Source organism: Gemmobacter aquatilis, from assembly GCF_900110025.1.
Taxonomy (GTDB): Bacteria; Pseudomonadota; Alphaproteobacteria; order Rhodobacterales; family Rhodobacteraceae; genus Gemmobacter; species Gemmobacter aquatilis.
On sequence record NZ_FOCE01000005.1, the window covers coordinates 21,846 to 34,416 of the forward strand.

The window sequence follows — 12,571 nt, forward strand, 5'->3', positions numbered from 1 at the left end:
GGCCAGCCCCCCGCACCCCCCGGGATATTTCTGCCAAGATGAAATGGGAAACGCCGTAGCTTTGGGCTGCGGCGTTTTTCGTTTTTGGCGGTGGAGACAGATCAGGCCGCAGCCGCCAGACGGCAGGGCAGGAACGGTTCCACCACCACATCCGCACCTTCGAAGGTGCAGAAACTGGCCGACGGAATCTCCAGCCAGTCGCCCTGATCGCTTTCCAGCGGTTCCGAGACCACGGCGCGGCCGCCCCGGGTGTCGGACCAGCGGTGATAGAGGCTGGGCGCCTGATGGTCTGTCGCATAGCGCATGGCATAAAGCCGCTGGCCATCCGACATGGCGACGGTCAGGCGCAGATGCGGGGCGGCGCCCTTGGCGCGCGACAGGCGGATGAACTGCGCCGCAGCACGTTCCATGGCGCCGCGCGGATCATTCTCCAACCCTTCGGCCAGCGCCACGAGGAACAGCGCCTCGCTGTCGGTCGCGCCCTTGCGCTGCGGATAGAGCGCGTCGGGGATCAGCATGTCGGCATCGCGGCGCATCGCGTCATAGCCGCCGACCTGTCCGTTATGCATGAAGCTCCACCGCCCGTGGGTGAAGGGATGGCAGTTGTTGCGGCTGGTCGCCGTACCGGTGGAGGCGCGGACATGGGCGAGGAACAGGCCGGAGCGCACGGTCGCGACAAGGGAGCGGAGGTTCGGGTCGCTCCACGCCGGCATCACGTCGCGGTAGAGGCCGGGTTCCGGCCGGTCGCCATACCAGGCGATCCCGAAACCATCGGCGTTGATCGCGGTGCGGCATTCGGTGGCGCAATGGCTTTGATGGATCAGCGAATGGCCGGGGCGGCTGACGATATCCTCGAGAAAGATCGGTGCGCCGATATAGGCGGCCCAGCGGCACATCAGCGCCCCCTTGCGGCATCTGCCGCCCGTTTTTGCCCGTGCATCAAGACCTGCCCCGCCTTGTTTGTTTTTCTGCACCTGCATCATACGCGATGTATCAGGAATATGAAGCCGGATTTTTCGGCCATTCCGGCTTGCTTTTGGGAGGTTTTCCCGCAATCCTTCTATTCATGGAGAAACTGGACCATATCGACCGCCGCATCCTGACCATCCTGCAACGCGACGCCAGCCTCTCGCTGGAAGAACTGGGCGAGGAGGTCGGGCTGTCCCGCAATGCCGTCTGGCGCCGGGTGCGGGTGCTGGAGGACAGCGGCGTGATCCGCGCGCGGGTGGCGCTGCTGGATGCCGAGCGGATCGGGTTGGGGTTGACGGTGTTCATGCTGATCCGCACGGATCGCCACACGCCGGACTGGCTGGAGCGGTTTGCCGAAGCCACGCGCGAGATGCCGGAGATTCTGGGCGCCTACCGGATGACCGGCGATCTGGATTATCTGGTGCGGGCGCGGGTGGCGGATGTGAAAGCCTATGACCGGCTGTATCGCGCGCTGGTGGCGCGGGTTGATCTGCACGATGTGTCGGCCAGTTTCGTGATGGAGGAGCTGAAGGACACCACCGCCCTGCCGCTGTGAAAAAGGGGCCGAAGCCGGCCCCTTCTGCGTCAGATGCGGTGCTGGCCGGTCACTCGGCCTCTTCGACCACGCAAAGATCGCGGATGCTGGCGCCCTTCGCATGGGCCAGCGCCGCCTGATATTCGGCGCTGTTGTAGCAGGCGACCGCCGCTTCCAGCGAGGGGAAGCGGGCGACCACGTTGCGCGGGCGGTCAGTGCCTTCCAGCTGCACATGGCGACCGCCACGGGCGAGGAACTTGCCCCCATGCGCGGCGATGGCCGGACCGGCGGCCACGGCATATTTGCCGTAAGCCTCCGCGTCGGTGACGGTGACATGGGCGATCCAGAGGGCGGTGGGCATGGGTTACGCTCCGATAGCGGCTTCGGCGGCCGCGATTGCCTGATCGGCCAGCGCGATATCGGCGCCGCCCGCTTGTGCCATATCCGGGCGGCCACCGCCGCCCTTGCCGCCAAGCGCCTCGGCGGCAACTTTGACCAGCGTCACCGCCGACAGACGGTCGGTCAGATCGGCGGTCACGCCTGCGGCCACGGCGGGCTTGGCGCCGGTATCGGCGATCAGCAGCACCGCGCCCGAGCCAAGGCGGGATTTCATCTCGTCGATCAGGCCGGGCAGATCCTTGCCGGACACGCCGGTCATCACCTGCGCGATGAACTTGATACCGTTGATCTCCTTGGCGTCCGGCCCGCCGGACTTGCCGCCCATCGCCAGTTCGCGGCGCAGTTGCGCGACCTCGTTCTGCAGCGCCTTGCGTTCGTCCAGCAGGGCTTTCGCGCGATCCGCCAGTTCGGTGGCCGGGGCCTTCAGAACGGCAGCGATATCGGCCAGCAGTTTCGACTGTTCGGCCATATGGGCCAGCGCGCCCTCGCCGGTCAGCGCCTCGATCCGGCGCACGCCGGAGGCGGAGGCGCTGTCGGACAGCAGCACGAAGGCGCCGATCTCGCCCAAACGGGCGACATGGGTGCCGCCGCAGAGTTCGATCGAATAGGTGCTGCCCGCGGTGCCCTTGCCGGAGCCGTTCAGCGCGCCCATCGAGACGACGCGGACTTCCTCGCCGTATTTCTCGCCGAACAGCGCCTGCGCGCCAAGGCCACGGGCATCGTCGGGCGACATCAGCCGGGTTTCCACCGCGCCATTCTGGCGGATGAAGGCGTTGACCTCGTCCTCCACCGCTTTCAGCTCTTCAGCGGTCATTGCCTTGGAATGGGCGAAATCGAAGCGCAGCCGGTCAGCGGCGTTGAGCGAGCCGCGCTGCGCGACGTGATCGCCCAGCGTGCGGCGCAGCGCCTCGTTCAGCAGGTGGGTGGCGGAGTGGTTGGCGCGCACCGCTTGGCGGCGGGCGTGATCCAGTTCCAGCTTGGCGGGCTGGCCCTTGATCACGGTGCCTTCGGTGATTTCGGCGACGTGATAGAACACATTGGCCGCCTTGCGCGTGTCGATCACCCGGGCCAGCCCGGTATCGGTGCGGATCCAGCCCTGATCGCCGATCTGACCACCGCTTTCGGCATAGAACGGCGTCTGGTTCACCACGATATTGATGGTTTCGCCCTTCGCCTCGTCTGACGAGCCGATGGCGGCGCCGTCTTTCACGATGGCAAGGATCTGACCTTCGGCGATTTCGCCGTCATAGCCGAGGAATTCGGTCGCGCCGTGCTTTTCGGCCAGCTCGAACCAGATCTTGGCATCTTTCGCCTCGCCCGTGCCGGACCAGGAGGCGCGGGCCTTGGCGCGTTGCTCCTCCATCGCGGCGTCAAAGCCTGCGACATCGACGGCGCGGCCCTTTTCGCGCAGCGCGTCTTGCGTCAGGTCCAGCGGGAAGCCGTAGGTGTCGTAGAGCTTGAACGCGGCGGGGCCGGGCAGATCGGCACCTTCGGGCAGGCCAGACAGTTCCTCGTCCAGCAGTTTCAGCCCGCGGTCCAGCGTGGTGCGGAACCGGGTTTCTTCCAGCCGCAGGGTTTCTTCGATCAGGCTCTGCGCCTGTGCCAGTTCCGGGTAGGCCGTGCCCATCTGGCGCACCAGCGCGGGAACCAGCTTGTACATCGTCACGTCCTGCGTGCCGAGCATGTTCAGGTGGCGCATCGCCCGGCGCATGATGCGGCGCAGCACATAGCCGCGCCCGTCATTCGACGGCATCACCCCATCGGCGATCAGGAACGAGGTGGAGCGCAGGTGATCGGCCACGACGCGGTGATGCACCTTGCCCGGCCCGTCGGGGTCGTTGGAGGTGAGATGCGCCGAGGCCTCGATCAGGCTGCGCATCAGGTCGGTGTCGTAATTGTCGTGCTTGCCCTGCAGCAGCGCGCCGATGCGTTCCAGCCCCATGCCGGTGTCGATCGACTGCATGTCGAGGTCGATCATCGAGCCGTCTTCGAACTGTTCGTTCTGCATGAAGACGTTGTTCCAGATCTCGATATAGCGGTCGCCATCCTCATCGGCGGAGCCGGGCGGGCCGCCCCAGATGTGATCGCCATGGTCGAAGAAGATCTCGGTGCAGGGGCCGCAGGGGCCGGTCGGCCCCATCTGCCAGAAATTGTCGGAGGTGGGGATGCGGATGATCCGGTCATCGCCCAGCCCGGCGACCTTCTTCCACAGCGCCGCCGCCTCGTCATCGGTGTGATAGACGGTGACCAGCAGCTTGTCCTTCGGGATGTCGAAATCGCGGGTCAGCAATTCCCAGGCAAAGGCGATGGCCTCGGCCTTGAAGTAATCGCCGAAGGAGAAGTTGCCCAGCATTTCAAAGAAGGTGTGGTGGCGCGCGGTATAGCCGACATTGTCGAGGTCATTGTGCTTGCCACCGGCGCGGACGCATTTCTGCGCGGTGGTGGCGCGCTTGTAATCGCGGGTTTCGACCCCGGTGAAACAGTTCTTGAACTGCACCATGCCGGAATTGGTGAACATCAGGGTCGGGTCGTTGCGCGGCACCAACGGGCTGCTGTCTACCACGGTGTGGCCGTTGCGCTTGAAGAAATCGAGATAGGTGGACCGGATGTCGTTCAACGACGGCATGATGTCGTGGCTCCGCAGCTGCGCCGCTTGGGCGAATGGGCAATTCCGCTTCGTTTAACGGCGCGCGGCGGGGCTGTCCACCATTGCGCGGCGCAGGCCATGAAAAAGGGCGCCCGGTGATAGGGCGCCCTTTGTTTCCGGGGGGTTGGCGCCCGGATTTGATCAAAGATCCACCACATCCTCGGTTCCACCCTCGGTCATGTGGAAATCAAGCCCGTTGGCGGCGCGGATCTTGTCTTCGATCTCCATCGCGGTGGCGGGATTGGCCTTGAGGAAGTTCTTGGCATTCTCGCGCCCTTGACCGATGCGCTCGTCGCCATAGGAATACCACGAGCCGGATTTCTCGACCACGCCCGCCTTCACGCCGATGTCGATCAGCTCGCCGGTTTTCGAAATGCCCTCGCCATACATGATGTCGAATTCCACCTGTTTGAAGGGCGGCGCCACCTTGTTCTTCACCACCTTGACGCGGGTGGCGTTGCCGACAACCTCGTCCCGGTCCTTGATGGAGCCGGTGCGGCGGATGTCGAGCCGGACAGAGGCGTAGAATTTCAGCGCGGTGCCGCCCGACGTGGTTTCGGGCGAGCCGAACATCACGCCGATCTTCATGCGGATCTGGTTGATGAAGATCACCATGCAGTTGGAACGCCCGATCGAGGCGGTCAGCTTGCGCATCGCCTGGCTCATCAGACGGGCCTGGCTGCCCATCTGCATATCGCCCATATCCCCCTCGATCTCGGCCTTCGGGGTCAGTGCCGCGACCGAATCGACCACAACAAGGCTGACCGCGCCAGAGCGCACAAGGGTATCGACAATCTCCAGCGCCTGTTCGCCGGTGTCGGGCTGGCTGATCAGCAGCTCGTCCAGATTGACGCCCAGCTTCTTGGCATATTGCGGGTCCAGTGCATGTTCGGCATCGACAAAGGCGCAGACCCCGCCTTTTTTCTGTTCTTCGGCCACCACATGCAGCGTCAGCGTGGTCTTGCCCGAACTTTCCGGCCCGTAGATTTCAATGATGCGACCCTTGGGCAGGCCGCCGATCCCCAGCGCAATATCCAGCCCCAGCGAACCGGTCGAGGTCGCTTCGACATCCATCGCGGGGTTGTTGGCCCCAAGCTTCATGATCGAGCCTTTGCCGAACTGCCGTTCGATTTGTGCCAGTGCGCTTTCAAGCGCCTTCTGCTTATCCATTTCGCGCTTTCCGTTCAGATCGAGAAGGGGTGCCGTTGCCATCTTTCAGATCCTTATCCCATAGCCGCCCCAGCGGGGCAATGCGCTGCCTGCGCCGATTTGTTCTTGTCTTGTTCCAGATGTATGAGGGCAAAACAGGAACAATTCAACCGATTTTTCACAAATTCAGCTTTTGCGCGATCTGGTTAAGGGATAGTTTACGCCGCAGGCCATAACCGGGCCGCAGGCAAAAATAGAGGCAGAAATGCTGGTTTTCTGGCATCAGAGGCTGACGCTTCTCGCCACGCCCAAAACGGGCACCACAGCAATCGAGTCGGCGCTCGAATCGCTGGCGCATGTGTCGATCCAGCGGCCGCCGCAGCTGAAACACGCCTCGGTGCGCAAATATCACCGCTTCATCGGCCCCTGGCTGGAAAGCGCGGCGGGGCATCCGTTCACCGTGATCGCCATGATGCGCGAGCCGCGCGACTGGCTGGGCAGCTGGTATCGCTATCGCCAGCGCGAAGACATGGGCAGCGAAGAGAAAAGCACCGTCGGCATCAGCTTTGATCAGTTCGTGCGCGACTATTGCGCGGAAAAGCCGCCCGCCCATGCCGCCGTGGGGGCACAGTCGCAGTTTCTTGCCGCAAAGAACGAGCGTGGGGCAGACCGGATTTTCCGTTACGAGAAGATCGACGAGGTGATCGAGTTTCTGGAAGACCGGCTGGACTGTGCGATCACCCTGCCCCGGTTGAACGTCTCGCCGCTCGCCCCGCTGGATCTGGCGCCAGAGACGGAAAAGCTGCTGCGCAAGGTCGCGGCCAAGGATTTCGAGCTTTACGATACGCTGTGTCAAGCGGGCTGACGGGCAGCGCGACGAACAAGGGGCCAAAGGGGCGGGCCGCGCCCGGGATCAATGCATCTGGCCCTGGACCGTCTCGGTCAGGTCGTTGAGCGAGAAGGGCTTGGGCAGGAAAACCGAATTCGGGATTCGCGCCTGGTTTTCCGACAGACAATCCTCGGCATAGCCGGAAACGAAGACCACCCGCACATTCGGCCGCGCCTCCAGCGCCTGGCGCACCCAGCTTGGCCCATCCATCCCCGGCATGACCACATCGGTCACGAAAATATCGACATCCAGCGCCGGATCTTCCAGCGTGCGCAGCGCCTGTTCGGCGCTGTCGGCCTCCAGCACGGTATAGCCGCGCAGGCGCAGCGCGCGCGAGGCAAAGGCCCGCACCGGCGCCTCGTCCTCCACCAGCAGCACGACCCCCTCGCCCGGTTTCAGCACCGGCCTGCGCGCGGCCCCCTTGCCCGGCAACCGCTCTGCCTCGGTGGCGTGATGGATCGGGAAATAGAGGTGGAACACCGTGCCCAGCCCGATTTCGCTGTCCACGAAGATGAAGCCCCCCGATTGCTTCACGATGCCATAGGCGGTGGAGAGGCCGAGCCCGGTGCCCTCGCCCACCCGTTTGGTGGTGAAGAACGGTTCGAACACCTTTTGCAGACGGTCCGCCGGGATACCGACCCCGGTGTCAAGCACGCGGATCACTGCATATTCCCCCGGTGGCACCACCGCCCGGTCGCGCCGCAGTTCCTCGCGCAGGGTCAGAGCCTCGGTCTCGATGCGGATGGTGCCCCCCATCGGCATGGCATCGCGGGCATTCACCACCAGATTCATCACCACCTGTTCCAGCTGCCGCTTGTCGGCGCGGATTGCGCCCAGATCGGGCGCGTGGGTCAGCCGCAGGGTGATCCGTTCGCCGACCAGACGGTTGAGCAGATGCGTGAGGTCTGACAGCACCTCTTGCAGCTCCAGCATTTCGGGTTTCAGCGTCTGCTTGCGCGAGAAGGCCAGCAACTGGCCCACCAGACTGGCGGCGCGGTTGGCATTCTGGTGGATCTGCACCAGATCGGCAAATTCGGGGTCGCTGCGGTCATGCCGCAGCAGCAGCAGGTCGCAATGGCCGGAAATCGCGGTGAGCAGATTGTTGAAATCATGGGCAATGCCCCCCGCAAGCTGCCCGATCGCCTGCATCTTCTGGCTTTGCACGAACTGCGCCTCCAGCTTTTTCAGCGCGGTCGCATCGTTCAGCACCGCCAGCACGGCCGGGCGGCCCTGTTCGACGATGCGGCGCAGGCTGATCTGGAAATACGCGTCGGCCTCGCCGTGCCGCAGCCGCAAGACCTCGCCCCCGGCCGGCACGCGCCCAGCCACCACATCCGACAGCCAGTCGGCAACCGGGCGCCCCAACCCTTCGAACAGGTCATGGAAGGCGGTGTCTTCCTCGGGCGTGATACCCAGCACCTCGCAGGCGGCGCGGTTGGCCAGAACCAGCGCCCCGTCGGAGGCGAATTTCAGCAAGGCCACCGGCACGTTTTCAAAATCGGCCAGCGCGCTGCCACTGGCTGCCGTCTCGGGCACGGGCAGCAGATAGATCTCGCGCCGCTCCCCCGCGCCTTCGACCTCGGCCAGAATGGCGCGCACGGGGCCATCGACCGAAGACACCTGTATTTCTTCGCCCGAGCGCAGCACCTGATCGGCGAAGATGCGATCCAGCCGCTTGGGGCGCCCGCCCAGCAAACGGCGCATCGCCTCGTTGGTGAACAGTACCACCCCGGCCTTGCTGGCGACCAGCATCGGCAGGCTGAGCGTTTCGGCGCCGCGCCCGGTGCCGGACCGATCCTGAAATTCTTCCAGCCGCCACAGAAAACTGCTGTCGGCGATGCGATGCACGCTGAGCCGAGTATGGCCGCGCCGGGTGACCACATCCTCGCGGGCGAAACCCAGCGACATGGCGCGGGTTTGCAGCCGATACAGCACCGAGGCGGGGCTGGCGAAGAAATCCTTCAGCGTGGCGATCAGCGTGGTGCCATCGCGGATGCCGAACCTGTCGCGCGCGGCGGTGTTCTGAAAGCCGATGATCCCGCTGCCATCCGTCGAGAAACAGGGCGCCGCATCATGCCCCATGATCTGGGCCAGATCACGTTCCAGCCGGTGCTGGCGGGCGCTGTCACGCAGCACGGCACCACGCAGCAGCAGCACGAAGATGCAGAATGTGGCCCCCGCAACCCCCGCCGCCAGCCGGATCTGCGGATCCGGTGCAAGGCTGATGGTCACCGCACAGCCGATCGCCGCGGCCAGCAGAACCCAGACCGATTGCCCGACGCCGCGCGCCACCTGCGTTACAGGCGTGGCGAACCCCATCCTGTCCTGCAGCGGCAGTTGCGTCCCTGTCTTGCCTGCCATTCACCGATCTCCGCGGAATCGAACAGCTCTATACGGCACGCAAAAAGTTAACTCGTTCTTAACTGCCCCCCGTTTTGTTCCCGGGGTTTGACTCAACTTCTAGCTGATCCGCTGCAATACCGCTATGAAAAACCCGTCGCCGCCATCCTGCGGGGTCAGGCTGCGGCGGGAAACTTCGCGCCAACCGGCGGTTCCGGCGCAAAACCGGTCGATCTGGGCCCCGTTTTCGGCCTGCAGCAGCGAACAGGTGGCGTAGCCGAGCCAGCCGCCGGGGCGCACGAGGCGGGCAGCGTTTTGCAGGATTTCGGCCTGAATCGCACAAAGCGCGTCAAGCCGGGCGCGGGTGAGCAGCCATTTCGCCTCGGGGGCGCGGCGCCAGCTGCCGGAGCCGGAACAGGGCACATCGGTCAGCACGAGGTCGAAGGGCGCCTGCCGCGACAGATCGGCGGTTTCGATCAGGGTGACGCGGGCGCCCGCCCGTTTGGCGCGATCCGGCAGGTCGCGCATCCGGCGGGGATCGGCGTCATGCGCGTAAAGCGCCACCTTGGCAGCGGCGGCCATGGCGAGCGACTTGCCGCCGCCCCCTGCGCAATAATCCAGCACTTTCATGCCGTTGGACAGGGGCAACGCCGCAATCACGGCTTGCGAGGCGGCGTCCTGCAGTTCCACCAGACCCGATGTATAGGCGGTGGAGGCCTGCACCTTGCGCGCATTTCCGGTGACCAGAAGGGCGGTGGCGGCAAGGGGATGCGGTTCGGCGGTGATCCCCTCGTCGGCCAGGGCGGCGCAGGCGGCATCCGGCGGGATGCGGGCGGTGTTGACGCGCAGGAAGACGGGCGCGCGGTGGCGCAGCGCCTCGGCTGTTGCGGCGAAATCGGCGCCGAGGCTGGCTTGCAGATCGGGCAGCAGCCAGTCGGGCAGATCGAGGGCGGCGGCGCCCTCGGGGGGCTGCCCGGTGTCGGCCTCGGTCAGCGGTGCGGGGGCGTGGCCTTCGCCGGTGAACAGCAGCGCGGGGTCAAGCCCTGCGGCGCGCAGCCCCCCGAGGATCAACCCGCGCCCGGTTTCACCGCCGCCAAGCGCGGCAAAGCTGCGGCGGCAGCGGATTGCGTCGAACACCAGATCGCGGATCGCGTTGCGGTCGCCCGACCCGGCGAAGCGGCTGGCGCGGGACCAGTTGGTCAGCGCCTGTTCGGCGGGGGCCCCGGCGAGGATCCGGTCGAGGATCGAGATCGCAGCGGAAAGGCGGGCGGCGGGGGTCATGGCATCGCCTCGTGTCGCATCCTGTCAGCCCTTCTTTTCCTGCAGCATGTTGCCGCCATCCACCACCAGCGTCACACCATTCACATAGGACGCGGCGGGCGAGGCGAGGAAGCCGACACAGGCCGCGACTTCCTCCGGGGTGCCAGCGCGGCCCATCGGCGATTTGCGCGCCGCCGAAACCTCGCCCTTTTGCGTGGCATCGGTGCCGATCCATCCGGGTGCCACGGCATTCACCGTGACCCCGTGTTTCGCCACCTCCAGCGCCAGCGCATGGGTCAGCCCCACCATCGCCGCCTTGGCTGCCGAATAGGCGGAACTGCCCGCCACCGAGACCAGCGGACCGGTGACCGAGGCCATCATCACCACCCGGCCATAGCCGCGCTCCACCATGGCGGGCAGGAAGGCCCGGGTCACCAGAACGGCGGTGGTGAGCGACAGGTCAAACTCGCGCCGCCAGGATGCTGGGTCCGATTTCACGAAAGTCCTGATCTTCTGCGGCTCGGCCAGCGTGCCCATGCCTGCATTGTTCACCAGGATGTCCACCGGGCCAGAGGCGGCCAGACGCGCCACCTCCACCGGGTCGGTCAGATCGCCCTGATGGGCGGTGACCTGATAGCCTTCGGCCATCAGTTCCGCCGCCCGGGCATGAATCCGCCCCGAGACCCCGGCGATGATCAGCTCATGCCCGGCGGCGCCAAGCGCCCGGGCGCAGGCGAGGCCGATGCCCCCCGGCGCCCCGGCCCCGGTGACCAGCGCGCGCATCAGCCCAGCCGGTAGTTCGGGCTTTCGCGGGTGATCTGCACGTCATGGACATGGGATTCCTTCAACCCCGCGCCGGTGATGCGGACAAATTCGCATTTGGCGCGCATGTCGGCGACGGTGCGGTTGCCGGTATAACCCATGGCGGCGCGCAGCCCGCCGACCATCTGGTGGATCACCGCGGCGACGGAGCCTTTATAGGGCACCTGCCCCTCGATCCCTTCGGGGACCAGCTTGTCGGAGGCGGCATCCTTCTGGAAATAGCGGTCAGCCGAGCCGCGCGCCATGGCGCCAAGGCTGCCCATGCCGCGATAGGATTTGAAGCTGCGGCCGTTCCACAGGATCACCTCGCCCGGCGATTCATCGGTGCCCGCGATGGCCGAACCGACCATGGCGCAGGAGGCCCCGGCGGCAATCGCCTTGGCGAAATCGCCCGAGAACTTGATGCCGCCATCGGCGATGACCGGAATGTCACCCGCCGCGCGCGCGCTGTCCATGATCGCGGTGAGCTGCGGCACACCGACGCCCGCCACGATGCGGGTGGTGCAGATCGAGCCGGGGCCGATGCCGACCTTCACCGCATCGGCGCCCGCGTCGATCAGCGCCCGCGTCGCGGCGCCGGTGGCGACGTTGCCAGCCACGACCTGCACGGTGTTCGACAGTTTCTTGATGCGTTCCACCGCGCGGGCCACGCCTTCGCTGTGCCCGTGTGCGGTGTCGATCACCACCATGTCCACCCCGGCGTCGATCAGCGCGGCAGAGCGTTCGAACCCGGCATCGCCCACGGTCGAGGCGGCGGCGACGCGCAGGCGGCCCATCTCGTCCTTGCAGGCATGGGGGTTGAGCACGCTCATTTCCGTGTCTTTCAGCGTGAGCAGGCCGGTCAGCTTGCCCTTGCCGTCGGTGACCAGCAGCTTTTCGATGCGCCGCGCCTTCATCAGGCTGATCGCGGCGGCGCGGTCGGCGGGTTCGTGCAGGATGGCGAGATTGTCGGAGGTCATCATCACGCGGACCGGCGTCTTGTCATCGGAGGCAAAGCGCATGTCGCGGTTGGTGACGATGCCGACGACACGGCCATCGTTATCGACCACCGGAAAGCCGGTGACGTTGTAGCGATCCTGCAGTGCCTTTGCGTCGGCCAGCGTCTGATCGGGGGTCAGGGTGATCGGCGCGTAGACGATGCCGGATTCGAAGCGCTTCACCCGGCGCACTTCGCGCGCCTGCGCCTCCAGATCCAGATTGCGGTGGATCACGCCCATGCCGCCCGCCTGTGCCATGGCAATGGCCATGCGCCCCTCGGTCACCGTATCCATCGCCGAGGAGATCAGCGGGATGTTCATGCGGATCTGCTTGGTGACGAAGGTGGAGGTATCGGCATCGGACGGCAGCACATTGCTTGCCGCCGGAACCAGCAGAACGTCGTCGAAGGTGAGGGCCTCGCGAATCTCCATGAATGCCTCCTGAGCGGGTCTATGGATGGTATCGTTTGGCGGTTCCCTGTTTCACGGGTCTGCTGCGAGTGCAAGGGCAAAATCCGGGGGCAAGGGTGCTTGCGGGGCGGACGCAGGCGTGCAGGATGGCCGCATAATGCAAGAGGGCGGGC

The 12,571-nt window shown here is 65.6% G+C and carries 10 protein-coding genes; 2 read left to right on the forward strand and 8 right to left on the reverse strand.

Going from position 1 to position 12,571, the window contains the following annotated elements; translation table 11 throughout:
* Positions 1–101: 101 nt before the first annotated feature.
* The gene (locus tag BMX43_RS10085) at positions 102–896 is read right to left on the reverse strand and encodes a class II glutamine amidotransferase (protein WP_091301441.1); all 795 of its coding nucleotides are present in this window, start codon (positions 894–896) and stop codon (positions 102–104) included.
* Between the two features lie 170 nt (positions 897–1,066).
* On the opposite strand from BMX43_RS10085, the gene BMX43_RS10090 reads away from it, so the two are divergent.
* A complete protein-coding gene (locus BMX43_RS10090) occupies positions 1,067–1,525 on the forward strand; it encodes an Lrp/AsnC family transcriptional regulator (RefSeq protein WP_091301443.1) in 459 nt (152 codons plus the stop codon).
* Positions 1,526–1,574: 49 nt separating this feature from the next.
* Here the strand turns inward: BMX43_RS10090 and BMX43_RS10095 are convergent, their stop codons facing one another.
* The 3 genes from BMX43_RS10095 to recA all read right to left on the reverse strand — a co-directional run bounded on the left by BMX43_RS10095 (position 1,575) and on the right by recA (position 5,762).
* Positions 1,575–1,865 carry a DUF1330 domain-containing protein gene (locus BMX43_RS10095; protein ID WP_091300956.1) on the reverse strand — a complete coding sequence of 97 codons (291 nt, stop codon included), beginning with the start codon at positions 1,863–1,865 and terminating at the stop codon, positions 1,575–1,577.
* Between the two features lie 3 nt (positions 1,866–1,868).
* Positions 1,869–4,529, reverse strand: coding sequence for an alanine--tRNA ligase (alaS, locus tag BMX43_RS10100; protein WP_091300958.1), 2,661 nt, complete (start codon positions 4,527–4,529; stop codon positions 1,869–1,871).
* A 162-nt stretch (positions 4,530–4,691) separates the two neighbouring features.
* Entirely contained in the window at positions 4,692–5,762 is a 1,071-nt protein-coding gene (gene recA, locus BMX43_RS10105) for a recombinase RecA (RefSeq protein WP_091300960.1), read from the reverse strand.
* A 202-nt stretch (positions 5,763–5,964) separates the two neighbouring features.
* On the opposite strand from recA, the gene BMX43_RS10110 reads away from it, so the two are divergent.
* Positions 5,965–6,564, forward strand: coding sequence for a hypothetical protein (locus BMX43_RS10110; RefSeq protein WP_091300962.1), 600 nt, complete (start codon positions 5,965–5,967; stop codon positions 6,562–6,564).
* A gap of 48 nt (positions 6,565–6,612) precedes the next feature.
* Here the strand turns inward: BMX43_RS10110 and BMX43_RS10115 are convergent, their stop codons facing one another.
* The 4 genes from BMX43_RS10115 to guaB form a co-directional block, all read right to left on the reverse strand.
* Positions 6,613–8,907: a hybrid sensor histidine kinase/response regulator gene (locus BMX43_RS10115; protein WP_091301445.1), complete on the reverse strand. Its 2,295-nt coding sequence runs from the start codon at positions 8,905–8,907 to the stop codon at positions 6,613–6,615.
* Positions 8,908–9,048: 141 nt separating this feature from the next.
* Positions 9,049–10,209 (reverse strand): RsmB/NOP family class I SAM-dependent RNA methyltransferase, encoded by a 1,161-nt coding sequence (locus tag BMX43_RS10120; RefSeq protein WP_091300964.1) that lies wholly within the window; start codon positions 10,207–10,209, stop codon positions 9,049–9,051.
* A gap of 24 nt (positions 10,210–10,233) precedes the next feature.
* Entirely contained in the window at positions 10,234–10,971 is a 738-nt protein-coding gene (locus tag BMX43_RS10125; RefSeq protein ID WP_091300966.1) for an SDR family NAD(P)-dependent oxidoreductase, read from the reverse strand.
* Entirely contained in the window at positions 10,971–12,419 is a 1,449-nt protein-coding gene (gene guaB, locus BMX43_RS10130) for an IMP dehydrogenase (protein ID WP_091300969.1), read from the reverse strand. Before guaB ends, BMX43_RS10125 begins: the two co-directional genes overlap by 1 nt.
* Positions 12,420–12,571: the final 152 nt, after the last annotated feature.

Coding starts and splice junctions, on each gene's coding strand:
- BMX43_RS10110 (WP_091300962.1), top strand. CDS start 5,965: ATGCTGGTTTTCTGGCATCAGAGGCTGACGCTTCTCGCCACGCCCAAA.
- BMX43_RS10120 (WP_091300964.1), bottom strand. CDS start 10,209: ATGACCCCCGCCGCCCGCCTTTCCGCTGCGATCTCGATCCTCGACCGG.
- BMX43_RS10115 (WP_091301445.1), bottom strand. CDS start 8,907: ATGGGGTTCGCCACGCCTGTAACGCAGGTGGCGCGCGGCGTCGGGCAA.
- BMX43_RS10090 (WP_091301443.1), top strand. CDS start 1,067: ATGGAGAAACTGGACCATATCGACCGCCGCATCCTGACCATCCTGCAA.
- BMX43_RS10095 (WP_091300956.1), bottom strand. CDS start 1,865: ATGCCCACCGCCCTCTGGATCGCCCATGTCACCGTCACCGACGCGGAG.
- recA (WP_091300960.1), bottom strand. CDS start 5,762: ATGGCAACGGCACCCCTTCTCGATCTGAACGGAAAGCGCGAAATGGAT.
- alaS (WP_091300958.1), bottom strand. CDS start 4,529: ATGCCGTCGTTGAACGACATCCGGTCCACCTATCTCGATTTCTTCAAG.
- BMX43_RS10125 (WP_091300966.1), bottom strand. CDS start 10,971: ATGCGCGCGCTGGTCACCGGGGCCGGGGCGCCGGGGGGCATCGGCCTC.
- BMX43_RS10085 (WP_091301441.1), bottom strand. CDS start 896: ATGTGCCGCTGGGCCGCCTATATCGGCGCACCGATCTTTCTCGAGGAT.
- guaB (WP_091300969.1), bottom strand. CDS start 12,419: ATGGAGATTCGCGAGGCCCTCACCTTCGACGACGTTCTGCTGGTTCCG.